Origin of the sequence: Actinacidiphila sp. DG2A-62, assembly GCF_035825295.1 — a bacterium.
Classification (GTDB): Bacteria; Actinomycetota; Actinomycetes; order Streptomycetales; family Streptomycetaceae; genus Actinacidiphila.
Genome location: NZ_JAYMGI010000002.1, coordinates 6,433,167 through 6,457,322, shown reverse-complemented (window position 1 = coordinate 6,457,322; position 24,156 = coordinate 6,433,167). Strand labels below are relative to the sequence as shown.

At 75.3% G+C, this 24,156-nt stretch carries 22 protein-coding genes and 1 pseudogene; 11 read left to right on the top strand and 12 right to left on the bottom strand.

Translation table 11 applies throughout. The features are described from left to right. Window positions 1–10: 10 nt before the first annotated feature. The gene (locus VSR01_RS29095) at window positions 11–931 is read right to left on the bottom strand and encodes a LysR family transcriptional regulator (protein WP_326452038.1); all 921 of its coding nucleotides are present in this window, start codon (window positions 929–931) and stop codon (window positions 11–13) included. 150 nt (window positions 932–1,081) lie between these two features. On the opposite strand from VSR01_RS29095, the gene VSR01_RS29090 reads away from it, so the two are divergent. Beyond that, window positions 1,082–2,014 carry an NAD-dependent epimerase/dehydratase family protein gene (locus tag VSR01_RS29090; RefSeq protein ID WP_326452037.1) on the top strand — a complete coding sequence of 311 codons (933 nt, stop codon included), beginning with the start codon at window positions 1,082–1,084 and terminating at the stop codon, window positions 2,012–2,014. A gap of 22 nt (window positions 2,015–2,036) precedes the next feature. Here the strand turns inward: VSR01_RS29090 and VSR01_RS29085 are convergent, their stop codons facing one another. Beyond that, window positions 2,037–2,645 (bottom strand): TetR/AcrR family transcriptional regulator, encoded by a 609-nt coding sequence (locus VSR01_RS29085; protein ID WP_326452036.1) that lies wholly within the window; start codon window positions 2,643–2,645, stop codon window positions 2,037–2,039. 97 nt (window positions 2,646–2,742) lie between these two features. On the opposite strand from VSR01_RS29085, the gene VSR01_RS29080 reads away from it, so the two are divergent. After that, the gene (locus VSR01_RS29080) at window positions 2,743–3,666 is read left to right on the top strand and encodes an NADP-dependent oxidoreductase (RefSeq protein ID WP_326452035.1); all 924 of its coding nucleotides are present in this window, start codon (window positions 2,743–2,745) and stop codon (window positions 3,664–3,666) included. 168 nt (window positions 3,667–3,834) lie between these two features. On the opposite strand, the gene VSR01_RS29075 is transcribed toward VSR01_RS29080, so the two are convergent. After that, complete coding sequence (locus tag VSR01_RS29075; protein WP_326452034.1) at window positions 3,835–4,455, bottom strand: TetR/AcrR family transcriptional regulator; 621 nt, start codon at window positions 4,453–4,455, stop codon at window positions 3,835–3,837. A gap of 129 nt (window positions 4,456–4,584) precedes the next feature. On the opposite strand from VSR01_RS29075, the gene VSR01_RS29070 reads away from it, so the two are divergent. Next, complete coding sequence (locus VSR01_RS29070) at window positions 4,585–4,974, top strand: PPOX class F420-dependent oxidoreductase (protein ID WP_326452033.1); 390 nt, start codon at window positions 4,585–4,587, stop codon at window positions 4,972–4,974. A gap of 37 nt (window positions 4,975–5,011) precedes the next feature. Here the strand turns inward: VSR01_RS29070 and VSR01_RS29065 are convergent, their stop codons facing one another. The 3 genes from VSR01_RS29065 to VSR01_RS29055 form a co-directional block, all read right to left on the bottom strand. Continuing rightward, on the bottom strand, window positions 5,012–5,632 hold the full coding sequence (locus VSR01_RS29065; RefSeq protein ID WP_326452032.1) for a hypothetical protein: 621 nt from the start codon (window positions 5,630–5,632) through the stop codon (window positions 5,012–5,014). 91 nt (window positions 5,633–5,723) lie between these two features. Further along, window positions 5,724–9,227: an NEW3 domain-containing protein gene (locus tag VSR01_RS29060; RefSeq protein ID WP_326453875.1), complete on the bottom strand. Its 3,504-nt coding sequence runs from the start codon at window positions 9,225–9,227 to the stop codon at window positions 5,724–5,726. Window positions 9,228–9,409: 182 nt separating this feature from the next. After that, window positions 9,410–10,588: a DUF5954 family protein gene (locus VSR01_RS29055; RefSeq protein WP_326452031.1), complete on the bottom strand. Its 1,179-nt coding sequence runs from the start codon at window positions 10,586–10,588 to the stop codon at window positions 9,410–9,412. A 306-nt stretch (window positions 10,589–10,894) separates the two neighbouring features. Between VSR01_RS29055 and VSR01_RS29050 the strand changes: the two genes are divergently transcribed. From VSR01_RS29050 to VSR01_RS29035, 4 genes and pseudogenes are all read left to right on the top strand, one after another. Then, complete coding sequence (locus tag VSR01_RS29050; RefSeq protein ID WP_326452030.1) at window positions 10,895–11,785, top strand: isocitrate lyase/PEP mutase family protein; 891 nt, start codon at window positions 10,895–10,897, stop codon at window positions 11,783–11,785. Then, window positions 11,782–12,111 (top strand): hypothetical protein, encoded by a 330-nt coding sequence (locus VSR01_RS29045; RefSeq protein WP_326452029.1) that lies wholly within the window; start codon window positions 11,782–11,784, stop codon window positions 12,109–12,111. The genes VSR01_RS29050 and VSR01_RS29045 overlap by 4 nt, the downstream gene beginning before the upstream one ends. A 372-nt stretch (window positions 12,112–12,483) precedes the next feature. After that, window positions 12,484–14,144 (top strand): annotated as a pseudogene (locus VSR01_RS29040) (molybdopterin-dependent oxidoreductase). Window positions 14,145–14,305: 161 nt separating this feature from the next. Continuing rightward, window positions 14,306–14,962, top strand: a complete 657-nt coding sequence (locus VSR01_RS29035) for a fasciclin domain-containing protein (protein WP_326452028.1) — start codon at window positions 14,306–14,308, stop codon at window positions 14,960–14,962. Between the two features lie 135 nt (window positions 14,963–15,097). On the opposite strand, the gene VSR01_RS29030 is transcribed toward VSR01_RS29035, so the two are convergent. The 3 genes from VSR01_RS29030 to VSR01_RS29020 are packed head-to-tail and all read right to left on the bottom strand — an operon-like array spanning window position 15,098 to window position 16,876. Then, on the bottom strand, window positions 15,098–15,370 hold the full coding sequence (locus VSR01_RS29030; RefSeq protein ID WP_326453874.1) for a DUF3515 family protein: 273 nt from the start codon (window positions 15,368–15,370) through the stop codon (window positions 15,098–15,100). Continuing rightward, window positions 15,367–15,582 (bottom strand): hypothetical protein, encoded by a 216-nt coding sequence (locus VSR01_RS29025; RefSeq protein WP_326454021.1) that lies wholly within the window; start codon window positions 15,580–15,582, stop codon window positions 15,367–15,369. The genes VSR01_RS29030 and VSR01_RS29025 overlap by 4 nt, the downstream gene beginning before the upstream one ends. A 52-nt stretch (window positions 15,583–15,634) precedes the next feature. Then, on the bottom strand, window positions 15,635–16,876 hold the full coding sequence (locus tag VSR01_RS29020) for an MFS transporter (RefSeq protein ID WP_326452027.1): 1,242 nt from the start codon (window positions 16,874–16,876) through the stop codon (window positions 15,635–15,637). A gap of 186 nt (window positions 16,877–17,062) precedes the next feature. Here VSR01_RS29020 and VSR01_RS29015 point away from each other — a divergent pair, with 186 nt between their 5' ends. Beyond that, on the top strand, window positions 17,063–18,040 hold the full coding sequence (locus VSR01_RS29015; protein ID WP_326452026.1) for a GlxA family transcriptional regulator: 978 nt from the start codon (window positions 17,063–17,065) through the stop codon (window positions 18,038–18,040). Here VSR01_RS29015 and VSR01_RS29010 read toward each other — a convergent pair. Together VSR01_RS29010 and VSR01_RS29005 are read right to left on the bottom strand one after the other, a co-directional pair. Next, window positions 18,030–18,467, bottom strand: a complete 438-nt coding sequence (locus VSR01_RS29010) for a group I truncated hemoglobin (protein WP_326452025.1) — start codon at window positions 18,465–18,467, stop codon at window positions 18,030–18,032. The genes VSR01_RS29015 and VSR01_RS29010 overlap by 11 nt on opposite strands. Before the next feature lie 113 nt (window positions 18,468–18,580). Further along, window positions 18,581–19,180 carry a TetR/AcrR family transcriptional regulator gene (locus VSR01_RS29005; protein WP_326452024.1) on the bottom strand — a complete coding sequence of 200 codons (600 nt, stop codon included), beginning with the start codon at window positions 19,178–19,180 and terminating at the stop codon, window positions 18,581–18,583. A gap of 135 nt (window positions 19,181–19,315) precedes the next feature. Here VSR01_RS29005 and VSR01_RS29000 point away from each other — a divergent pair, with 135 nt between their 5' ends. Continuing rightward, window positions 19,316–20,869, top strand: a complete 1,554-nt coding sequence (locus VSR01_RS29000; RefSeq protein ID WP_326452023.1) for an MDR family MFS transporter — start codon at window positions 19,316–19,318, stop codon at window positions 20,867–20,869. Here VSR01_RS29000 and VSR01_RS28995 read toward each other — a convergent pair. Beyond that, window positions 20,829–21,377, bottom strand: coding sequence for a MarR family winged helix-turn-helix transcriptional regulator (locus VSR01_RS28995; RefSeq protein WP_326452022.1), 549 nt, complete (start codon window positions 21,375–21,377; stop codon window positions 20,829–20,831). The two genes, VSR01_RS29000 and VSR01_RS28995, sit on opposite strands and share 41 nt — an antisense overlap. A 96-nt stretch (window positions 21,378–21,473) precedes the next feature. On the opposite strand from VSR01_RS28995, the gene VSR01_RS28990 reads away from it, so the two are divergent. Both VSR01_RS28990 and VSR01_RS28985 read left to right on the top strand, forming a co-directional pair. Beyond that, on the top strand, window positions 21,474–22,403 hold the full coding sequence (locus VSR01_RS28990; RefSeq protein ID WP_326452021.1) for a quinone oxidoreductase family protein: 930 nt from the start codon (window positions 21,474–21,476) through the stop codon (window positions 22,401–22,403). Window positions 22,404–22,551: 148 nt separating this feature from the next. Next, window positions 22,552–24,075, top strand: coding sequence for a Na+/H+ antiporter (locus tag VSR01_RS28985; protein WP_326452020.1), 1,524 nt, complete (start codon window positions 22,552–22,554; stop codon window positions 24,073–24,075). The last annotated feature ends 81 nt before the right edge of the window (window positions 24,076–24,156 follow it).

The following is a 24,156-nucleotide window of genomic DNA, read 5'->3' as shown; positions in this document are numbered from 1 at the left end:
GGCCGCGCCGTCAAGGCGGCGACGGCCGCGCCGACAGCTGGTCGCGCACGTCGCGGGGCACGCTCACGCCGTGCCCGCGCAGGTCGGCGACGAACCGCGCGACCAGCGGTTCCGGTTCCGTGGCCGTCACCGCCGCCACCTGCCTGACCCAGCGCGGCGAGAACGACCGCACCGCTCCCGGAAAACCCTGGCCGACCGCGCTCACGGGACACACGGCGACGCCCAGCCCGGCGGCGGCGAGCTGCGGCGCCGTCGCGGTCACCGAGGTCCTCATCACCGTCTGCGGGTGGACCCCCGCCCGGGCCAGGGACTGGTCGAGCCAGCCGCTGAGCCCGTTGTCCGGTGCGAAGTGCACGAGCGGCGCGCCGTCGAGGTCCGCGAGACGCACGGCCGGCTGCCCGGCCAGCGGGTGGTCGGCGGGCGCCGCCAGGACGATCTCCTCCTCGGCGAGGACGGTGACGGTGAAGCGCCCGGCCGGGGGAGCGGGCAGCACCGCCAGATCGACCTCGTCGGAGTCCACGAGGCCGAGCGTCTCGTCCATCGACGTGGACTCCCGCAGCGTGATCGCGACCTCCGGGCGGCGGCGGTGCCACTGCCGTACGACGGCGGCGAGCAGCGGCACCGTCAGGCTCTGCGCGCAGACCACCCGCAGGACTCCTCCGGCCGCCTGGCCCGCGGCGCGCGCCGACCGGACCGCGGCGTCGGCCGCCTCGATCGCCCGCCTGGCGTCGGCGACGGCGGCGCGCCCCGCGGCGGTGAGCTTGACCCCCCGGGGCTCGCGGCGCAGCAGCGCGGTACGGGTCTCGCGTTCCAGCGAGGCGAGCTGGTGGGAGACGGCGGGCTGCGACGAGTGCAGCAGCAGCGCGGCCCGCGTGATCGACCCGGAGTCCGCGACGGCGACGAGGCACTCCAGTGCCCGCAGTGAAGCCATTCATAAACGTTATCGCAGCCCGTCGAAGCATGAGTGGCATCGAGGGAAGCTCTGGTCGGGCCCGGTTGCTCTACTCCACGAGGCCGATGCGCCGGGCCGGCGAAGGGTTCGCACGGAGCCGGGGCCTCCCACAGAGCGAAGGAGCGATCCATGGCACGCGTGTTCGTCACCGGCGGTTCCGGGTTCATCGGCCGGGCACTGGTACGCCGACTCGTCGGCGCGGGGCACTCGGTGGGCGCCCTGGTGCGCAGCGAGGCAGCGGCCGCGAAGGTCTCGGCGCTGGGCGCGGAGCCGGTGCGGGGCGAGTTGACCGACCCACTGACCTGGCAGGACGCGCTGAGGGGCCGCGAGGTGGTGTTCCACCTCGCGGCCGAGACGGACATCACCGCGGACCGGGACCGCCACGAGCTGGTGACGGTGCGCGGCACCCGGGCGGCCGTCGACGCCGCTCGCCACGCCGGCGTCCCGCGGTTCGTCCACTGCGGGAGCGAGGCCGCGCTCCTGGCCGGCGCCCCGCTCGTGGACGTCGACGAGACCGCGCCGCTGCGGCCCGACTCGCCGGCCGCCTACAGCGCCACGAAGGCCGCGGCCGAGAAGATCGTGCTCGACGCCGACGCCCCCGGCTTCGCCACGGTGTCGATCCGCCCCCGGTTCGTCTGGGGACCCCACAGTTCCCTCGTCGACGGCCTGGTCGCCGCCGCGAAGGCGGGGCGGCTGGCCTGGATCGACGGGGGCCGGCACACCACCGACGTGACGTACGTCGACAACGCCGTCGAGGGGCTCGTGCTCGGCTGGCAGCGCGGCCGGCCGGGCCAGGCGTACTTCGTCACCGACCTGCACCGCGTCACCCTCCGCGCGTTCCTGGAGGCGCACTTCGCGATCCACGGCGTCGACGCCGCGGTCCCCGACATGGACGCCGAGACCGCGGCGGACCAGATCCCCGTACCCGCCCGGTGGTTCCTCGGACAGCAGTGCACCCTGCGCACGGACAAGGCGGTGATCGACCTCGGCTACCGGCCGGTCGTCGACCACGCCACGGGCCTGGAAGCCGTCCGGAAGGCGATGGCCGCCGCCCGCGTCTGAGGAGTTCCGCCGTCGGCCGTGCTCAGTGCGGCGCGCCGCTCACAGGGCGGTCCGCGCCGGGCAGCAGTGCGCTCGCCTGCTCGGCGAGCTCGGCCAGGGTCTCGGCGGCGTGGTCGCGGTAGCCGCGCTCCTCGGGGTCCGCGATCCAGCGGTGGTAGGTGATGTCGAACGCGAGGAGCCCGAGCGCGGCCAGGAACCGGGCGGCGGTCTCCCCGCGGCCCTGCTCCCGTGCCGCGTTCTCGATCACGCCCGCCAGCTCCGCACCCTTGAGCAGTTCGCGTTCGCGCAGCTCGGCGTGCGAGGCGACGACCGTCGCCCGGGTGGCCGCCGTGGCGCGGCGCTCCGGCGGGAAGAAGGCGGCGACCGCGTCGAGCACGGCCGCGAGGACGTCGGCCGGGGGCGTGGCGGCCGAGGTGGCGCGGACGGCGTCCGCCAGCCGGGACGCCATGACGTCCCGGCCGAGGAAGAGGACCTCGCGCTTGTCGTTGCAGTGCCGGAAGAAGGTGCTCTTCGTCAGCCCGGCCCGCTCGGCGATGTCGTTGACCGTGGTCGCGTCGTAACCGCGCTCCGCGAACAGGGTGAGCGCCGCCAGCGCCAGCCGCTGGGGTGTGTTGGGTTGCCACCTCGCCATGCCAGCAGCCTAGGCCATGGGAGAAAGTCCCGTCACGTGGTACGGTGATGGGACAAACTCCCATCACCAACCATCCCTTCACTGTCTGGAGCGCGTCATGAGCCGAGCCGTCGTGTACGACACCTTCGGAGGCCCCGAGGTACTGGAACTGCGCGAGGTACCGGAGCCGCACGCGGGCGCGGGCGAGGTCCGCGTCCGGGTGACCGCGGTCGGACTCAACCCGATGGACTGGGTGCTCTCCTCCGTGCCCGAGGCGGCACAGCGGTTCGGGATCACCCTGCCGGCCGGGTTCGCCACCGACTTCGCGGGCACCGTGGACGAGGTCGGCGCCGGAGTCGCCGACTTCGCGGTGGGCGATCGCGTCTACGGCGCCGCGACGGCCCAGGCCGCCGCCGATTTCGTCGTGATCGACCCGTCCGGCGCGAACGCCCTGCGGCACACGCCGGCCGAGGTCAGCGACGAGGTGGCCAGCACCCTCGCGGTGGCCGGACTGACGGCGTCGGCGGCGCTGACGGCGACTGGCGTGAAGGCCGGCGACACCGTCCTGATCGGCGGAGCCGCCGGCGGCGTCGGCGTGTTCGCCGTCCAGCTCGCCCGGCTCGCGGGCGCCCGGGTGATCGGCACCGCATCCGAAGGCACCTTCGACTTCCTGCGGGGGCTCGGCGCCGAGCCGGTCGCCTACGGCCCCGGCCTGGAGGACCGCGTGCGCGCGACGGTCCCCGGGGGCGTCAGCGCGGCCATCGACCTGTTCGGCACGGAAACGGCCGAGGCGGCGCTGGCGCTGGGCGTCCCCGCGGAGCGGATCGCCACGATCGCGGCGCCCAACCCCCCGCAGGGCGTGCGCGCCACCAGCGGCTTCGACGCGAGCCCGGAGGATCTGACGCACATCACCGGTGCCATCGCGGCCGGCGAGCTCACCGTGCCGATCGCCGAGACGTTTCCCCTCGAGCGGATACAGGAGGCCGTGCGGCTCCAGTCCGGCCGCCGCGTCCACGGCAAGATCGTGGTCACCCTGGTGTAGGCGGTCGCCGGCGAGGCCGGCGCCGCGCGGGACGGACGGGGACGGACGGGGTCCCGCCGCGGCCGGGCGGCTCCCGCCTGGTTCGGGCGCCGCCCGCATGGTTCGGGCGCCGCCCGCATGGTTCGGGCGGCGCCGCGCGCGGATCAGGCGGTACGGCCGGGCAGGGGTTCAGCCGGTGCGGCCGCGCGTGACGATGCGGACGGCGACGGCGAGTCGCTCGCGCTGCCGCGCGGGGTCCTCGCCGGACCGGGCGACGGCGGGGTGCAACAGGTAGAGGTGCTCGGCCAGGTCCGTCGCGGTGAGTCCGGCGTCCCGCCACGGCGCGGCGGCGCCGCTGCGTTCCAGGAGCGCGGCCATGGCCGCGACGATCTCGGTGCGCGCCTGGTCGAGCAGCGGCCCGGCCTGCGCGTCCGCCGCCCGCAGGAGGTCGCTCGCGGCGCCGCCGCCCAGTCCCCCGGCGTCCCCCGCCAGGGCGGTCAGGGCGCGCAGGAGCCGTTCCGGAACGCTCAGGTCGGCGCGTTCCAGCGCGGCGAGCGCGGCCGTGCGGACCGCGTCGACCATGCGCGTGACGACCGCGTGGAACAGCTCCTGCTTGGTGGCGAAGTGCAGGTAGAGGCCCTGGCGCGACAGGCCGGCCGCCCGGGCGACCTCGTCCATCGACGTCTTGCGGTAGCCGAAGCGCAGGAACACTCCCTGGGCCGCGGACAGCATGTCCTCGGCCCGGCCGGTTCCGCCCGCCCCGCGCGGGACGCGCGTCCGCGGCGATGCGCCGCCCTGCTCCCCGGCCACGGTGTCCCTTCCGTCGGGTCTCCGGTACTTGGCAGAGTGGACAGAATCCGTCATCTCTGTCAAGTAAGGCCGGGTACGATGGAGCGGACCCGGCATGAAGCGCCGCAGGAACGGGCTTGGGAGCGCGCCATGGACGACACGACGGTCAGCACGCTCGCAGCGGGCAGGTACCTGCTGCTCACCAGTTACCGCGCCGACGGAAGCGCCGTCTCGACCCCGGTCTGGGTGGTGCGCGACGGCGCGGCCCTGGGCGTCTGGACGGTGGCGGACTCCTGGAAGGTGCGGCGCGTCCGGGCCCGCGCGGACGTCCTCGTGGGCCCGTGCGACATCCGCGGCAACCCCACCGGCGCGCAGGTCGAGGCGACCGCCGAGATCTGCGACGCGCGGACCACGGCGCGCTACCGCGCCGAGATCGCCCGCAAGTACGGCCTGTCCGGCCGCCTGGTGCTCCTCGCCAGCCGGCTGCGGCGCGGCACGAAGGGAACGGTCGGCATCCGCGTCGTCCCGTCACCGCGCTGAGGCCGGCCCGAACGTCGGGCGCGGGCGGCGGCTGACGTCAGCGCGGCTCGCCCCGGTTGACCACCTGCGCCGTCAGGTCCCGCGCGGCCCGCGTCTCGGCGTGGCCGCACTCCGCGGTGCAGAGCGTCACCAGCCGCACCTGCGCCGTGCGCCCTGCGGGCGCCGTCACCCCGACGTGGCGCTCGCGCAGCGTCGCCCGGCCGCAGCGCGGGCAGGGCCGGTCCGCCGGCCTGCCCCACGGCCGGCCGCGCAGCGCTCCCGCCGCCGACATGAGCGCGGCGAGGCCGCCGATCGACAGCGCCGCCCAGCCCACGTCGTTCATGACGGTCACGGCGGTGTCGTCCTCGTCGTGCGCGTGCCGGGCCCGGGCCTGCATCTGGTCGTAGTCGAAGGTGCCCGAGCCGGGGCTGCCGTGGGCGATGACCATGCACAGGTCCCCGCGCCGCATCGGTTTCTCGTCACAGACCGGGACGGTGGGCTTGTAGGGGCTGTGGTGGAGGCACAGGGCCAGTACCGCCCCGGTCCCCGCCAGGGCCAGGCGGCGGACCAGTCGCCTCCGGCGGCCGCGCGGCGAGCGGCGGTCCTGCTGCGCCCGCGCCCTCTCCACCGCGAGCCGCGCCACCTGTGCGTCCCACTCCCGCGCCGGCCGGTCCGCCACCCGCCCTTCCTCCCTGCCCGGCCCCCGCGCGCCGTCGCGCTCCACGCTAGGCGGCCCGCCCGGGACCCCTCCCGGGCGGGCCGACCGCCCGTCAGTCGACGGTCAGGCTGTCGATGTTGACGCTGCCGGAGTCGGCCGGTCCGACGGTGAGGGTGATCGGCACGTCCCCGGCGGGGAGGTCGACCGGGACGCTGACGGTCGACCAGGTGTCCCAGCTCCCGGTGACGGGCAGCTGGACCTGCTGCCGGGAGCCGCCGGCGTCGAGGGTGATCGTGCGGGTGACGTTCTGCAGCGGCGGCCGCTGTCCGCCCAGGGAGTTGGCGTAGCGGACGGTGACGGTACGGGGTCCGGCGGCCGGGACGTGCACCGCGACGGTGTCGGCGGCCCCGGCGTACCAGCCGGCCACGAAACCGCTGCCGGTGTAGCCGCCGTGGTCGCCCGCGACCTGGGCGCCGCCGCTGAGCGCGCCGGCCTCCGCCTCGATCGTCGCGCCGAGCGGCGAGGGCGTCACGACCGGCAGGACGGCAGCGGCGGTGGTCGTGTCGCGTCCCGCGGTGCCGTCCCAGGCGGTGCTGGCGGTGATGCGGGCGGCCGTGGTGGCCTGACCGGCCGGCGGGGTGACGGTCCACTGCTGGTCGGCGTGGCCGCTCTGGGCGATGGTGATCGGCGCGGGGTCGGGGCTGACCTGCCAGCCGGCCGGCACCCGCAGGGCGCTCACCACGTGGCGGGCGTCGGCGCCGCCGACGGAGGCGAGGGTCAGCCGCACGGTGGTGGGCTTCCCGGGCGAGGCGCCCTCGGCCGCCAGCGTCGCCGTGAGGTCGGCGGCCCGTGCGCGGGGCACGCTCAGCGAGGCGACCGCCGCCGGCACCGCGCCGGCGAACGACAGCCGCACCGCGGTGGCCTGCGTACGGCTCCAGTGCGCCGCCAGGTCGCCCACGGCCGGGACGCTGCCCTGGTCCACCTGCCGCCAGGCCGCGCCCGCGCCGTCCTGGACCTCGACGGTGTAGGTGTCGGGGCGGGTGGCGCCCCACCGGACGTGGAGGTGGTCGACCGCGTCGCGGCCGGTCAGCGCGACCTGGAGGGAGGAGGCGCCGGCGGCCGCGGTCCACGTGGTGGTGTCGTTGCCGTCCACGGCGCCCGCGGCGTACTGGGCCGGCAGCGCGGAGTCGGCGGAGGCGGTCCCGCAGCGCGCGAGGTCGTCGGTCGGGTCGAGGTCGGGGCGGGCCGTCCTGAGCGTCACCGGGCGGCCGTGGGTGACCGTCCTGGCGCCGTCCGGCGTGCTGAGCGCGACCGGCCGGCCCGAGTCGAGGGTGACCGTGGTGGTCGTCGCGCCGATGCGCACGCTCAGCCTGCTGCCGTGGTACGCGAGCCCGGCCAGGGTGATGCCCGATCCGAGCTGCGGCGGCAGGGTCGGGGCCAGCGCCAGGCTGTCGGCGCCCCACCGCAGACCGCCGAACCCCTGGACGAAGGTCTGCAGGAACCCGCCGGCGCCGGTGGCGAAGGTGAACGCCGGGCCGTAGCCGCCGCCTTGCAGCGGCACGTCCCCCTGGGTCTCCGCGAACTGGCGGAACGGGCCCTTGAGATACGGCCGGTAGGCGTTCTCGAAGAGGGTGTCGGCCAGGCAGCCGGGCTGCTGGATCCGCGCGGCGATCACCGACTCCACCGAGTGCGTCATCGCCGGTCCGTTGACGTCGGTGACCGGCATGTAGCGGTCCAGGTCGGCCGCGGCGGACGCCGGGTCGGTGACGTAGCCCAGCGGGTAGGTGAGCATGACCGTGTCGGCCTGCTTGGCGGTCTGGTTCGTGTAGCCGGCGTACTCGGGGTGGCTGCCGTCGGCGTCGGTGGGCACCGCGATCCGGTCGGCGATCCGGGTCCACGCGGGGTCGGGGGTCTGGTGCACCACGGCCGCCGCGGCGGCGGCGTTCCGCAGGGCGACGACCGCGCCGGCGTTGGTGGTGGCGTTGTCGGTGACGTGCTCGTGGTACTCGTCGGGGCCGGTGACGCCCACGATGTGGTACGCGCCGTCCGCGCCTGGCGTGACCCGGCTCGCCCAGAACGCGGCGACGTCCTTCAGCACCGGGTAGCCGTAGTCCTTCAGCCAGGCGGTGTCGCCGGTGGCCTGGTAGTACTGCCACTGCGCGAGCGCGATGTCGCTCTCCAGGTGGTCCTCGAAGGTCACGCACATGGGGTGGCCGAGGTCGCCGCAGTCGCCGCCGGGCCCGTTGTCCCAGGCCCAGATCCCGCCGTCGTAGCCGTTGGCCTTCGCGTCGGCCTCCGCCCGGGCGCGGGTGCGGGAGCGGAACATCACCACCGACTCGGCGAGTTCGGGGTGGAAGGCGAGCAGCGAGGGGAACATCCAGGTGTCGGCGTCCCAGAAGATCTCGCCGTTGTAGTCCAGGCTGGTCAGCCCGGCCGGCGCGATGCTCCACGAACTGCCCGCGCGCAGGCTGGAGTAGAGCGTGTAGTAGGACATGTTGACGTCGGCCTGCAGGTCGGCGTCGTCCCCGGCCAGGATGTTCGGTTTCCACAGCGCCGCCCAGGCGGCGTCGTGCCGCGCGGTGAGCTTCGGCCAGCCCTGCCGGACGGCGTCCTGGACGGCGCGGGCCGCGGTGCGGGCGGGGTCGCGGAGGTCCGCCGCTCCGGCCGTGCGGCCGGGGGCGTTCGCGGTCGCGTCGTTCGAGGTCGCGATGCCGACGTACTTGGTGACGGTGTACGTGCCGCCCGCGGCGACCGGGATCGTCCAGTTCTCGCCCGCGGTGGCGGCGACGGCGGCCGGCTCGACGGCGGTGCGCGCCGAGACCCTGGTGCCCGGTCCGGCCACCAGGGTCTGCGTCTCCACCACCCGGGTGCCGTCGCCCGGCGTGCTGAGCTGGACGGTCGCGGTGTCCGTCGCGGTGGTGACGGCGCGGGAGGTGGCGTCGATGCCCTGGGCGCCGGCGCCGTCGAGCAGCGCGGCCAGCGAGAGGTCGCCGGTCCACTGCGGGGTGACGGTGAGCCGGACCTGCGCGAGGTGCTCCTGCGCGCGGTTGGCGAGCACCTCGACGCGTACGGCGGTGGCCCTGCCGGCCTCCGGCGTCCAGGTCATGGAGGTGGTGACGGCGCCGTGCGCGAGGTCCAACCGCTGCTGGTAGCCGCTGAGCTGGGTCTGCGGCACGGTCGCGTCGAGGGTGTGCCCGGCCACGCCGAGGGCCATCGTGCTCCAGGTCGGCAGCGAGGCCATGTACTCCATGCCCGGAACCGAGGGCGTCAGGCCCTTGTTGTAGACGCCCGCGACCAGGGAGGTGGTCAGCCGCTGCTTGGGCTGCTGGTCCAACTGGTAGCCGCTGGGCCCGAGGTCGCCCTGGTACCCCTGGCCGACGGCGGGCAGCCGCTCGGCCAGATAGCCGTTGCCGACGAACGGGGTCCTGGTGATGTCCTGGGCCGCGTAGGCGGTGCTGGTCAGCGTCCACGGGTCGGCGGCGGCCGCGGGTGCGCCCCCTCCCCGGCCGGCCGCCGCCCCCGTCCCTCCGGCGGTGACCGCTCCGGCCGTGGCGGTCGTTCCGGCAACGGCGGCGAACGCGGCGACGATCGCCACCGCTCCGCCGGCTCTGCGCATCCTCACAGCGGGTCCTCCGGTCGCGCGAGAGCCGCGCCCGCAGGGCGGGGGCACACGTCGACCCGCGCGGCTCTACAACGATGTAATTTCTGGGCACCTCATTTCCGCACCGCGTGATGCGGCGCGTCAAGACCCGTGACCGGTTTCCTCTAACGTTGTAAAGACCTTCCCCGGCGGCGGACCTACCCGGCCGGGGTGTCCGGCTCCGGGCCGGGCGTGCCGGCTTCGCGCGCGCGGCGTTCCTGGAGCCGGCGCACCCGCTCCTTCTCCTTCTCCCACAGGTCGCGCAGGTTCGGGCCGGGGGGCGCGGGCTGCTCGGACGGGCGCGGGAGCGGTCTCAGATCGTTGCCCTCCTCGTCGATGACGCCTTCCCTGCGCAGCCGTTCGCTCTGGACGTCGACCGGCTCCTCGGGGTCGAAGTCGGAGGGGCGCGGGCCCTCGGGGCCGTCCGGGCCGATCCGGGCGAGGCGTTCGACGCGGGTCACCCGGAACCGGTGGCCGTCCACGCTCAGGGTGTTGGAGCGCTTCTCGTCCAGCCGGTCGGCCGCCGCCGCGTACACCTCGGTCAACTCCTCGGACAGACGCAGCGTCACCGGCGCCGCCACCCGCAGCCACACCGCCAGCGCGTCCCGCGCGCCCTGCGGGGTCGCGTGCGTGGAGCCGGGCTGGTGGTACTCCCAGCCGCCGTCCCGCCGGACGGAGACGAGATACGCCGCCGGGAGCAGGACCCCGCCCGGGTAGGCGCGCACGGCCCGCCGCGCGTCCTCGTTGATCTCCTCCGGCGCGCCCTCCAGCACCGGCACGAACCGCACCAGGTCCAGCTTGAGGATGCCGTCGGACAGCCCCGTGCCGATGTACGGGTCCACCACGAACCCCTTGGTGCGCGACGGCACTTGGTGCGACTCGCCGACCTCGCCCGGGTCGGGGTCGGAGGGGCGGGGCGGCTCGGGGCCGCTGTCGCCCGAGCGGATGAAGTGCGAGACCCGCACGACCTTGAACCGCTCCCCGCACACGGCGATGTCGTCCACGACGGCCCGGTCCATCCGCTCGGCGGCGCGCTGCCAGGACCGCGCGGCGGACAAGTCGCCGGCGTCGCGCGCCGCCTTGGCCCGCAGCCGGAAGTGCGAGCCCAGCATGTCCCTGGCCTGCTGCGGCCAGCTCCCGCTGTGCTCGGACAACTCCCAGCCGCCCAGGTCGCGTTCGCGCGCCCAGAAGTACTCGGCGACGCCCACGCCGTGCAGGTGCGGGTAGCGCTGCCGCGCCGCCCACGCCTCCTGGTCGGCGAAGGCCGCGATCGGCCCGTCCTGCGGGGTCACTCTGATGGTCAGGTATCCGGGCACGCCGTCCTGGTAGCCGTTCATGTACCGACTGTGCCCGAACCGGGCCCTCCCGCGCGGGCGTTCCGCGAACTTGGCCGAAAAAGCCGCGCACTTCGCACCGGGGATCGGTCCGCGTGGTAGCGCGCGGCGGCGGTCGTGCGGGCGGCCGAACCGCGTGACGTTTCTGCGGTGAACGCCCTACGCCACGCGAGTGACTCACGGCTTCCCCAACTATGAATCAAGAGAAAGCACAGGAAACGTATTGGTTTGGCAATGGGCCGCGGTTCACCACGGCCTCACCTGCAACTGCGCCCGGTCCGGGCGTTGTTCAACTCTCAAGGAGTCATCATGAAGACGAACTACGGCCGCACCCTGCGCGAGGCGATCGCCTCGCCGGGGACGACCCCCCTGATCGGCGTCTACGACATGTACTCGGCGTCGCTGGCCGCCGAGCACTTCGACGGGATGTTCGTCTCCGGCTTCGGGTTCGCCGCGTCGTACTACGGGCTGCCCGACATCGGCTTCATCGCCTGGCCGGACATGGTCGCGTTCGTCCAGCGGCTGCGCGGCGCCTTCCCCGACCACCACCTGCTGGTGGACATCGACGACGGCTACGTCGACCCGGAGGTCGCCTGCCACGTGGTGGAGGGGCTGGAGCGGATCGGCGCCTCGGGGGTGATCCTGGAGGACCAGAAGCGTCCGCGCCGCTGCGGGCACGCCGACGGCAAGCAGGTGCTGCCGCTGGAGGAGTATCTGGAGAAGCTGGAGATGGTGCTCGCCACCCGCAGGGACCTGGTGGTGGTGGCCCGCACGGACGCGACGGAGGAGCAGGACATCCTGCTCAGGGCCGAGCGGCTGGCCGCCACCGACGCGGACGTCGTGCTGGTGGACGGCGTGCGCAGCGTGGAGTGGATGCGGCGGATCCGCTCGGCGGTCGGCGACAAGCCGCTGCTGTTCAACCAGATCGCCGGCGGCAAGTCGCCGCGGCTGTCGCTGACCGAGCTGACCGAGCTGGGCATGGACGTCGCGATCTACAGCACGCCGTGCCTGTTCGCGGCGCACGCGGCCGTGGGCGCCGCGCTCGCCGAGCTCAAGGCCGCCGACGGCCGGCTGCCCGCCGTCGACGACACGCAGGGGATCGGCGTCGCGGCGTCCACCCGGCTGCTGGAGCGGAACATCGCGCGCCACCGCGTGCCCGCCGCCGCGTCCGCCCCCGCCCGCGAAACCGTCGACGCGTGAGCACGTCCGCCACGCGGGCCCGGGTCCTGACCCGGTCGCGGAAGCGGGCCGGGACCCGGGCGCGGGCCCGGGTCGTGGTGCTGCTGGCCACGGCGGCCCTGGGCTGCGCGGCGGCGCCGGCGTCGGCCGACGGGAGCCTGGTCACCGTGCTGGACAACTCGCACTCCGACTCGATCCTGGAGGTCGACCGGACGGCCAACGTCCAGACCGGCCACGGGGACGCCGGCAGCGACCACGACGGCAGCGCGGTCGATGCGATCGAGGCTCTCTTCGGCACCGGCGACCCGGAGGAGGACGGCGCCGACTGCGCCGGCCTCCGGGGTTGACTCGGCCGCCGCACCGGCCGGGCTCACCGAGCCCCGGGCTCACCGGGCCCCGAGCCCACGGGCTCACCGGGCTCACCGGGCCCGGGCCCACCGGGGCACGAACGTCCGCACAGGCGCTCCGCACACGCCGCGGACGTTCGTGCCCCACCGGCCGGCGGGCTCCGCGCCGTGCCCCGGCGCAACGCCGGGGCCGCCGCGGCTCCCCCGCCGGCCGGGCGGCCGGTCCGGGCCGCACCCGACCAGCCCTGACCGGCCCTGAAACCGGCCTGGAACCAGCCCTGAAACCGGCTCCGACCGGCCCCGTCGCCGGGCTCCCGTCACCTGATCGGATGACAGACCCATCCGCCCGCCGCCCTGCTCCGAATGACCGGCATGAGCGAAGAGGAGCAGGGCGGAACGGCCTCCGGGCGCGCGTCCCGCGCGGCCCGGTGGGGCCACCGCGGGCGCCGGGCGGCGCGCCTCACGCTGGGCGGACTGTCCGGCCTGCTGGCCGGGGCCGCGTCCCTGGCCGTCGCCGAACTGGTCTCCGCGGCGATCCGCCCGGAGGCGAGCCCGATCGTGGCGGTGGGCGGCGCGGTCATCGACCGCACCCCGCCGTCGGTGAAGGACTACGCGGTCCGCCGTTTCGGCACCGATGACAAGCTGTTCCTGCAGCTGGGCATCGTGGTGATCCTGGCGCTGTTCGCGGTGGCCCTCGGGCTGACCGCGCTGCGGTACCGGCGCGCGGGATGCGCGGGCGTCCTCGCGTTCGGGCTCGTCGGCGTGCTCGCGGCCTGGAGCCGCCCGGAACGCCACCGCCTGGACGTGCTCCCCTCCCTCGTCGGCGCGGTCGCGGGCGTCGCCGTCCTGTGGCTGCTCTCCGGCCGCCTCGCCGCACCGCACGCGTCCCCCGGGGCCGTACCCGCCCGCCCGCCGGCCCCGGACACCCCCACCGTCCCCTCCGGCGTCGACCGCCGCGGCTTCCTCCTCGCGGCGACGGCCACCGCCGCCGCCTCCGCGGGTGCCGGCGTCGCGGGCCGGGTGCTCAACGACCACAGCGGCGCCGCGGCGGTCGCCTCGCGCACCGCGGTCGTGCTGCCGCGCCCGGCCTCCCCCGCGCCGCCGGTCCCGCGCGGCGCGCAGGCGGGCGTGCCCGGTGTCAGCCCGTTCATCACCCCCAACGGCAGCTTCTACCGCGTCGACACCGCCCTGGTCGTCCCGAAGGTGGACGCCACCACATGGCGGCTGCGCCTGCACGGACTCGGCGTGCCGCACCCGTTGACGTACACCTACCAGGATCTGCTGCGCCGGCCGCTGATCGAGCGTGACATCACGCTGACCTGCGTCTCGAACGAAGTCGGCGGCCCCTACGTGGGCACCGCCCGCTAAATCGGGGTGCGGCTGGCGGACCTGCTGCGCGAGGCGGGCGTGCGCGCCCCCTCGCGCGGCGGCCCGGCCGACCAGCTGGTGGCGCGTTCCGTGGACGGCATGACCATCGGCTCGCCGGTGGAGACGGTCCTCGACGGGCGTGACGCGATGCTCGCGGTCGGCATGAACGGGCAGCCGCTGCCGTTCGCGCACGGCTTCCCGGTCCGCGTGGTGATACCGGGGCTCTACGGCTACGTGTCGGCGTGCAAGTGGCTCAAGGACCTGGAGCTGACCACCTTCGACGCGTACGACGCCTACTGGGTGCGACGCGGCTGGTCCCGACGGGCCCCGATCAAGCCGAGTCGCGCATCGACACGCCCAAGCCGTTCGGCACGCCCGAGGCGGGGCCGGTGCCGGTGGCCGGGGTCGCCTGGGCGCAGCACCGCGGCATCGACCGGGTGGAGGTGCGCGTCGACGGCGGCGCGTGGCACACCGCGCGGCTGGCCGCCGAGGACACGACCGACACCTGGCGGCAGTGGACGTGGACGTGGGACGCCACGCCCGGCACCCACCGGCTGGAGGTCCGGGCCACCGACCGCGACGGCCGGACCCAGACCGAACACCGGGTCGGCACCGTCCCCGACGGCGCGACCGGCTGGCACTCGGTGGTGGTCGACGTGACCTGACCCGGCCGCCCGACCCCGACACCGCACCCGGACCGACCACCGGCCCGGTCCGGCCCCGCACCCGGGCGCGCGGCGCCGACGCCCGCTCCCGCCTTCCCACCCCAGACATCCGTACCCGAAGACATCCGTACCCGACAGTCGAAGACCGGAGAACAACCATCATGAACACGCAGTCCCGCCGCCTCGCCCTCGCGGTCTCCGCCGCCGCGCTGCTGCCACTGGCGCTCGCCGCCTGCTCCGACAGCAAGGACTCCTCGGACTCCGCGTCCTCTTCCGCACCGGCCGCGCCGAGTTCGGCCCCCGCCACGTCGTCCGTGCCGTCGTCGGCCGCGGCGATGACCGAGCCCTTCGGGCCCGGCTGCGCGGCGGTGCCGAAGGCCGGCTCGGGCAGCTTCGACGGCATGGCCAAGGACCCGGTCGCCACCGCCGCCTCGCACAACCCGGCGCTGTCCACCCTGGTCGCCGCGGTGCAGAAGGCCGGCCTGGTGGACACCCTCAACAGCGCACAGGGCATCACCGTCTTCGCGCCGACCGACGACGCCTTCGACAAGCTCCCGAAGGCCACCCTCGACAAGGTCCTGGCCGACAAGGCGATGCTCACCAAGATCCTCACGTACCACGTGGTCGGCCAGCCGGTGAAGGCTCCCGACGGCCTCTCCCACGGCACCTACACCACGCTGGAGAAGGGCACCCTGACCACCTCGGGCTCCGGCGAGTCCTACAAGGTGAACAACACCGCCAACGTGGTCTGCGGCAACGTCAGCACCGCCAACGCGACCGTCCAGATCATCGACACCGTCCTCATGCCGCCCAAGTAACCGCCGGGCCCCCGGCGGCCTGCGAGCCGCCGGGGGCGAGGTGCCGGGCCGGGTCGTACCGGCCGGGACGGCGTTCTCGGTGGCGTCGCTCGGGTAGCCCGAGACCATGACGCCTTCGAGGGCGCGTCCGCCGGGTCAGGAGGCGATGCCCTCGGGCACGCTCCCGCGAATCGCGGGCGCGAGGTCGGCGAGGGGGCCCGCGTCGTGGGTGAACGCGCCGCGGAGACGGACCTCGACGTACGCCCTGCGCAGCGTGGTGGTGACGCGGGCGGCGCCGTCGGGCGCGCGGGTGAAGGACCAGGAGACCCCGGCCAGGTCGAGGCCGTCCGCCCGCGCGTCCGCGTCCTCGGCCGGCCGCGGCACCCCGCAGCGCAGAACGACGGCGCCCGCGCCCCAGCCGGCCGTCAGATCCGAGTGCGGCTCCGGGTCGGCGCGGGCCAGGCCCGCGACCTCGGGGGCAGCCGGGCGTGCAACGCGGCGCAGTACCCGGCCGCCTCCGGAGCGGGGGCGGGCAGCGCCACGGCGGGGGGCGGCGTGTCCGTCGCCGCCGTCAGCCACAGGCAGGCCGCGGCCGGGGCGAGGGCGAGTCCGATCAGCAGCGCGCGGCGGTGGCAGCTCACGCGGGGATACTGGGCCGCCGCGTCTCACCGTCCCGCGGCGGCCGGCGCGGCGTCATCGGCCCGCCGGTGCCACCGGCTCGGGTGGGCGGGTGCGGAGGAGGGCCGTGAGGGCGGACAGCGCCAGGGCCGTGACGAAGAGGCAGTAGTCGCGGGTGACGCCGGTCAGGCCGCCACCGCCGTGGACGACGAGGACGCCCGCGGCGACCGCCGGCACGCCCATGCCGAAGTAGCAGACGACGTAGAGGACGGAGAGCACGCCGGCCCGTTCGTGGGGCGCGGCCAGCGGGACGACGGTGCGGATGCCGCCCTGGAACCCCGCGCCGAAGCCGACCCCGGAGACGACCGCGCACAGGAAGAACCCGGCCGTCGAGGACGCCTCGGTGGACGCCCAGGTGCCGAGGGAGCCGGCCACCAGCAGCGCGATGCCGAGGAGCATCACCGTGCGCGGCGCGGCGCGGTTGAGCGCGACGGTGACCAGCGACGCGGTGAAGGCCAGCACGAACAGCCCGAGGCCGCCGGTGACTTCGGACGTCGAGCCGGACAACTGGCGGGCCACCGCGGGCGCGAGCGCGCCGTAGAAGCCGGCCAGCGCCCACACCGCGAACAGCGCGGGCGCCGCCGCGAGCACCGGCCCGCGCAGCCGCCGCGGCACCGCCAACTCCGGTACCAGCGACGCCCGCAGGCCCGGCGCGCGGCCGACGGTCTCCGGCATCAGCGCCACCCCCGCCGCCTGCGCCGCGAACACGGCGATCAGCAGCAGGTACACCAGATGCGTCGGCGCCGGCAGGAACTGCACGATCACGCCGGACGCCAGCGCGCCCAGGCCGGTGCCCATGCCCGGCGCGGCGGCGTTGGCGAGGGTGCCGCGGGCCCGGTCGACGTCGAGCATCGCCGCGCCCAGCGCGCCGAGCGCGCCGCCGGTGGCGACGCCCTGGAGCACCCGGCCGACGAACAGCTCGGCCGTGCCGCCGGCCGTCGCGAACACGGCCATCGCCGCGATCTGCAGCGCCAGCGCGGTCAGCAGAACCGGCCGCCTGCCTACGTGGTCCGAGACCCGCCCGAGCACGAGCAGCGCCAGCAGCACCGCGATGGCGTACACGCCGAAGACCACGGTGGTGGTGATCGGCGAGAAGTGCCACGCGTCGGCGTAGACCGCGTAGAGCGGCGTCGGCGCGCTGGAGGAGGCGAGGAACGACACGACGATGGAGGCGAGGAGCACCAGGCGGGCCGTGCCGCGCGGCCGGCCGGCCGGGACGGTCGCGGCGCCGTCGGTGCGCAGGGTCCCGGTGGTCACAGGGCGCCTCCGCGGGCGGCGCGGACCGCGGGCGGGGCGGTGAGGCGGCGCGCGGACACGGAGCGCCGCGGGCGGGCGACGGGGACGTCTGATCCATTCATGGCCTCCAGGCTCGTGCGGCGTCCGGCGGGAGGCGAGTGGCGGAATTGCCTGCTTACGTTAGAATCCTGCCATGAGGATCACGTCATGACCGCCGCGACCGCCACCCGTGCCACCCGTGCCACCACCGCCGCCGTCCACCGCGTGGCCGTCCTCGCCCTCGACGGTGTCACGCCGCTCGATGTCGCGATCCCGCTGCAGATCTTCAGTCCGCGCCCGGAGACCCCGTACCGCGTCTCGCTGTGCGGCCCGGCCGACCGGGTGGCGGGCGCCGCGGGCTTCGCGCTGCTGGTCGACGGCGGCCTGGACGAGGCGCGCGCGGCGGACACCGTGGTCGTGCCCGGCGCGGAGGCGCATCTGCGGCGGGCGCCGGACGCCGTGCTGGAGCTGCTCGCCGAGGCGCGCGACCGCGGCCGGCGGGTGGTGTCCATCTGCACCGGCGCGTTCACGCTGGCCGCCGCGGGCGTCCTGGACGGCCTGCGGGCCACCACGCACTGGCAGTACATCGCCGATCTGGAGCGGGAGTTCCCGCGGGTGCGGACCGAACGGGACGTGCTCTACGTCGACGAGGGCGATGTGCTGACCTCGGCCGGCGTGTGCTGCGGCATCGACCTGTGCCTGCACATCGTGCGGCGCGACGTGGGCGCGGTCGCCGCCAACCGGCTGGCCCGCAGCATCGTCGCGGCGCCGCACCGCGACGGCGGCCAGGCGCAGTTCGTGCCCGCGCCGGTGCCGCAGGCCGGCGACACCTCGCTGGCCGGCACTCGCGCCTGGGCCCTGGAGCGCCTCGGAGAACCGCTGACCGTACGGGAGTTGGCGCGCCACGCGGGCATGTCGGAGCGCAGTTTCATGCGCCGGTTCGCCGAGGAGGCCGGCACCACACCGCTGCAGTGGCTGGTCACCGCCCGGCTCGGCCGGGCGCGCGAACTGCTGGAGACCACCGACCACTCGGTGGACCGGGTGGCCGACGATTGCGGCCTCGGCACGGCGGCCAACCTCCGGCTGCACTTCCGCCGCGCCCTGAACACCACCCCGACCGCCTACCGCCGCGCCTTCACGCGGTGACGATCTCCTCTTCCAACGGCCCGAGCAGCGCGGCGACTTCGGCGATCGCGGCGTCGTCCGCGCCCGCCTCGGCGAGCGCGGCGGCGAGGTGCTCCACCACGCGCGCGAAGGCGGCCGGGGTGATGCCCAGGTGCGCGTGGGCCTTGCGCATCGAGCGGCCGGAGTAGGGGCGGGCGGCGCCGAGCGCCTGCCCGATGAAGCGCCGCTGGTGCTGCGCCAGCCGGTCGGTGTCCACGCCGGCGAAGTACGGCGCGAGGTCGCCGTCGGCGAGCACCCGGGCGTAGAAGAGGTCGACGACGGCCGCGACGGCGGGCTCGCCGCCGAGCCGGTCGAACAGCGTGGCGGGCGCGGACGTGCCGGGCTCCGAGGCGGACGCGGGCGCGGATACGGCTTCCGGGGTGGACGCGGACGGTGCGGTGTCGGTCATGGCTCCCACCGTGGCCGCCGGCCCTTGCGGCCGCGTGAGCGCGCGGTTACAGGGCGGTCAGGTCCCGCTGACCGCCGCACGGGCCGGGCGGAGAGGAGGGCGTAACCCGGTGCTCACACGCCGTCCCCGGCGCCTGCGCCCCAGCCGCGTTCGAGCAGGTCGAAGGCCGCGTAGACAGCGGCGAGCGGGTCGGCTGCCCGGCCGGCCAGCGCGGAGGCCTCCAGCGCGAAGTGGGCCAGCGCCGCGCACCGGGGGTCGTCGCTCGGCGCGGAGGTCTCCGCGGCAATCGCGCGAGCCAGCGCGTCCTGGTGGCGCATCAGCATCTTGTGCCAGTACTCGCTCAGCGCCGGCGTGGCGCGCACCAGATCCAGGAATTCGTCGCGCTCGTCGGTGGTGAACAGGTCGATGCGGGTGCGGGCGATGTAGTCGCGCAGTGCCCGCGGCACCGAGACGCCGGCCGGGCGGTCGGTCACCGCGCCGACCAGGGCCGCCTCCAGTTCGGTGTCCCGGTCGAAGACGAGCGCCTCCTTGCTCGGGAAATGCTTGAGCAGCGTCGTCGTGGACACGTCCGCGGCGTCGGCGATCTCCCGCACGGTGACGTTGTCGTACCCGCGCTCCAGAAACATCCGCAGGGCGGCGTCGGCCAGGGCGGCCCGCGTAGCCGCCTTCTTCCGCTCCCGCCGGCCGATCGCCGACACGCTCGTGGCGCTCATGGCGCCACGATATCACTTCCGGCACGGCACCATATAGCGACTCTTACCAAAAGTTGTACAGTTGCACTTAGTGCACGAGTGTGCTTTTCTGGAGGCGCCACCGATACCCCGCCCCTCCACAAGGAGTGATCCGCCATGTCCCCGCCCCCGGCCGAGACGCCTCGCCGCACCCGCCTGGTCCTGCTCGGCGTGATGCTCGCCATGCTGCTGGCGATGCTCGACACCAACGTCGTCGGCACCGCGATGCCGACGATCGTCCGCGACCTCGGCGGCCTGGACCACATCTCCTGGGTCGTCACCGCCTACGCCCTGACCACCGCCGTCTCCACCCCGGTATGGGGAAAGCTCGGCGACCTCTACGGCCGCAAGCGGCTGTTCCTGATCTCGATCGCGGTGTTCCTCCTCGGCTCGTGCCTGAGCGGCGCGTCCCGATCGATGACCCAGCTCATCGGCTTCCGCGCGCTCCAAGGCCTCGGCGCCGGCGGGCTGGGCGCGGGGGCGCTGGCGCTCGTCGCCTCGCTCGTGCCGCCGCGCGAACGTGGCAGGTACCAGGGCATGACCGCGTCGGTGATGGCTGTCGGCACGGTCGGCGGCCCGCTGCTCGGCGGCCAGATCACCGGGCACCTCGGCTGGCGCTGGGCCTTCTACCTCAACCTGCCGATCGGCGTCGTCGCGCTGGTCTGGGTCGCGGTGATGCTGCGCCTGCCGGCCGCCCGGGGGGCCGCGCGCGTCGACTGGTCCGGCATCGCGCTGATGACCGCGGCGATCTCGGCTACCGTGCTCGGCACGACGTGGGCCGGCAGCACCTACGCATGGGGGTCCTGGCAGGTGCTGACCGCCGCGGGCGTCGCGCTCGCCGCCGGCGCCGGCTTCCTCGCCCGCGAACGGCGCGCGGTTGAACCCGTCCTGCCGCTGCGGATGTTCACCGGGCACCGCAACTTCCCTTTGTCAGTGGGGATGCTCGCCGCGGTCGGCGTGGTGATGTTCGGCTGCTCGCTGTACGTGCCGCTATACCAGCAGACAGTGCAGCACGCCTCGGTCTCCGACTCCGGGCTGCTGCTGCTCCCGCTGATGGCGCCAGTGGCGGTGGTGTCAACGTTCGCGGGCAAGGCGATGTCGCGCACCGGGCGCTACAAGGTGTTCCCGGTCGCGGGCACGGCGCTGCTGACCGCGGGGATGCTGCTGCTCGCGTCGATGGGCGCGGGCACGTCATTCTGGCTGACCAGCGCGTATCTGATGATCGCGGGTGCCGGGCTCGGCCTGACCATGCAGATGTCCGGCACGATCGCGCAAAACAGCGTGGCGATGCGCGACATCGGCGCGGCCTCCGGGACCACCGCTCTGTTCCGCACCCTCGGCGGCTCGCTGGGGGTGGCGGCCTTCGGCTCGCTGCTGACAGCGGCCACCGGCCACGGACCGGCCGGCGGCCCGCACACCGCGGCGTACGCGCACGGCGTGGCCACCGGGACCCGGCACATCTTCCTGCTGGCGGCGGGGGTGTGCGCGGTCGCGTTCGTGCTCGCGCTGTGCGTCAGGGAGGTGCCGCTGCGGGGCGCGGCGTCCGGCGGCCCCGGCGGCCCGGGAGGTCCCGCGGGGGAGAGGTCCGCGTCCGCGGATGACGCGGCTGCGGGCGCGGCGCGGTTCGGGGTCAGAAGGGGTCGCCGAGCATCCGCTCCAGCAGGCGGGTGACCGTACGCGCGTCGCGCGCGTCGAGGGCGCCGGTCAGCGGGGTGAGGGCCCGGCGCACCTCGTCGTGCACGCGGGTGGCGAGGTCGAGGCCGGCGTCGGTGAGGAAGACGTCGATGGCGCGGCCGTCGGAGGGGCTCTTGGCGCGGGCGAGCAGTCCGCGCCGCTCGGCGCGGGCGACCAGGCCGGACATGGTCGACTTCTCCAGCCCGAGGTGGTCGGCCAGTTCGGCCATCCGCGGCCGGCGGTCGCGCAGGATGCCGAGGACGCGCATCTGGGTCAGCGAGAGGTCGTGCTCGGCGCCGATCCGGGTCAGCGTGCCCATCACGACGAACGCGCTGGTCGCGAGTGCGTCCACGAACCGCTCCTCGTCCGCGCCGTCGACGCCGTCGACGCCGTCGACTCCGGGGGCGGCGGGGACGGCGTCGGCGGCCGGGACGCCGTCCGCGCCGGTGCGCACCCCCCGGTGGCCCACCGCGTCCCGCGCCGCCTCGACCGTCTCGCCGCTCATGACCCAGGACTCTACTTGACATGGTTCGTAATGCCAACCAATAATGCAATGGTTCGTAACGCCAACCATTTTCGCCGATCCCTCCCTGGAGTCGCCATGCACGCCGCCGTCGTCACGTCGTTCGGCTCGCCGCCGCGCTACACCGAGCACCCCGAGCCGGTCGCGGGCGGCCGGGGCGAGGCGGTGGTCGAGGTCCTCGCCGCCGCGCTGCACCCCCGCGTGCGCTCGCAGGCGAACGGCTCGCACTACACCAGCACCGGCGAACTCCCGCTGGTCCCGGGCGTGGACGCGGTCGTACGCGACGGCGAGGGCCGGCTGCGCTACGCCGTCGCGCACGACACCGCGCTCGGCACGATGGCCGAGCGGACGGTGATCGAGACCGGCCGCAGCGTCCTGCTGCCCCCGGACGCCGACCCGGTGCTGCTGGCCGCGGCGATGAACCCGGCGATGTCCTCCTGGATCGCGCTGCGCCGGCGGATCGGCTTCACCGCGGGCGGGCGGGTGCTGGTCCTGGGCGCGACCGGCAGCGCGGGCCGGATGGCGGTCCAGGTCGCCAAGCGGTTCGGCGCGTCCCAGGTGATCGCCGCGGGGCGCGACCCGCGGCGGCTCGCCCCGCTGCGGGCGCTCGGCGCGGACGCCGTGTGCACCCTCGACGACCTGACCGGCGCGGCCGATGTCGACGTGGTGCTCGACTACGTCTGGGGGGCGCCGACCGCGCGGGCCATGGTCGACGTGCTCACCGCCCGCGCGGACCGCGCGGCGCAGCTGACCTGGGTGCAGATCGGCTCGGTGGGCGGCCTGGAGGCGCCGATCCCGTCCGCGGCGCTGCGCTCGGCGCGGCTGCAGATCGTCGGCAGCGGCATCGGGTCGGTGCCGGGCCGCGACATCGTCGCCGAACTCCCCGAGCTGGCGACGGCGGTGGCGGAGGGCGCCTTCGACGTGCGGGCGCGGGCGGTGCCGCTCGCGCAGGTCGAGACGGCGTGGACCGCGGACGCCGGCGGGGACCGCCTGGTGCTGGTGCCCTGAGCGGGGGCGGGACGGACCCGACGGGCGCACGGGTCCGGGTTAGGATCGACGCGGTGTGCCGGGAAGCCTGGTCGGCACGGGGACGGACTGCCGCGGGAGGCGCGGCGGGGCCCCGTAACGCGGTCAGGAGACCCCGTACGTGCACACCGTGGCGACCGTTCTGCTCCTCGTGATCCTGGCCACCGCCGTGGCCACCTTCGCCCGGCTGCGCGACATCCCCGCGCCGTCCCTCCTCGTGCTGGCCGGACTCGGCGTGGCGCTGGTGCCCGGGACGCCCGAGCTGCACGTGCCGCCGGAGGCGATCGCGCTGGTCGTGCTGCCGCCGCTGCTGTACGCCTCGGCCGAGGAGCTGCCCCTACGCGATCTGCGGACCGTCTGGCGTCCGGTGACGGTGCTGGCGTTCGGCCTGGTGCTGGCCTCGGCGGCGGCGGTGGCGTTCACGGCGAGCGCGCTGACCGGGCTCTCGCCGGCGACGGCCTTCGTGCTGGGCGCGATCCTGTCGAGCACCGATCCGGTGGCGGTGACCGCGCTCGGCCGCCGGCTCCCGCTGCCCGGCCGCACCCAGGTGCTGGTGCAGGCGGAGAGCCTGTTCAACGACGCGACGTCGCTGGTGCTCTTCAAGGTGGCGATCGGTGTGGCGGTCGCGGCCGGGCCGGTGCACGCGGGGTCGGCGATCGGCCGGTTCGCGGTGCTGGCCGGGGGCGGCAGCGTGGTCGGCGCGGTGGTCGCGGGGGTGGTGGCGCTGCTGCGCCGGCGTACCGCGGACCCCGTGCTGGACACGGTGATCGCGCTGGTGACGCCGTACGCGGCGTACGTGCTCGCGGAGTCCGCGCACGCGTCGGGCGTCACCGCGGTGGTCGTCGCGGGGGTGCTGCTCGGCCGCTCCGGGCACCGGCTCGGCGACGCGCGCGTGCGCCTCCACCGGGAGGCGGTGTACGGGGTGGTGGTGTTCGTGCTGGAGAGCGTCGTGTTCGGGGTGATCGGGCTGACGCTGCCGGAGCTGGTCGGCGATCTGCCGCCCGGGTCGGGCCGGTGGCCCCTCCAGGCGCTCGCGCTGGCCGGGGTGCTGGTCGTGCTGCGCCTGGTCTGGATGGTGGTCCTGACCGCGGTCGCGGGGCCGGCGCGGCTGCGGCCGTCGTGGCCGGACGCGGCGGTGGCGTCCTGGGCCGGTACCCGCGGGGTGATGCCGCTGGCCGCGGCGCTGTCGGTGCCTCTGGTCGCCGACGGCGGGGGGCCGTTGCCGGGGCGTCCGCTGGTCCTGGTGCTGACCACGGCGGTGGTGGTGGTCACGCTGGTCGTGCAGGGGTTCACGCTGGCGCCGCTGGTCGCGCGGTCGGGGCTCGCGGTCGCGCCGCACCGGGTGGCCCGCGAGGAGGACGAGGCGCGGGCGGCGCTGGCCCGTGCGGCGCACGCGCGGCTCGACGAACTCGCCGCGGCGGGTGGGGGGTTTCCGCCGGCCGTGGTCGCCCATCAGCGCGCGGCGCTGGCCGCGCCCGACGAGGCGGCGGCCCGCGAGCTGCGCCTCCACGTCATCGCGGCGCAGCGCGCGGAGCTGCGCCGCCTCTATGACGCTCACGCGATCTCGTCGGCCACGCTGACCACGCTTCAGTCCCGCCTCGACCGCGAGGCCGCGGCGTCCTCCCCCGCCGGGTTGCCGATCCGCGGCGGCTGATCAGTGCTCGGCTTCACTTTAGAGCCGGCCACCCGTCTGCCCCGTATTCGCCGTGCCCGGCCGCGGGTCCGCTGTGGCTTG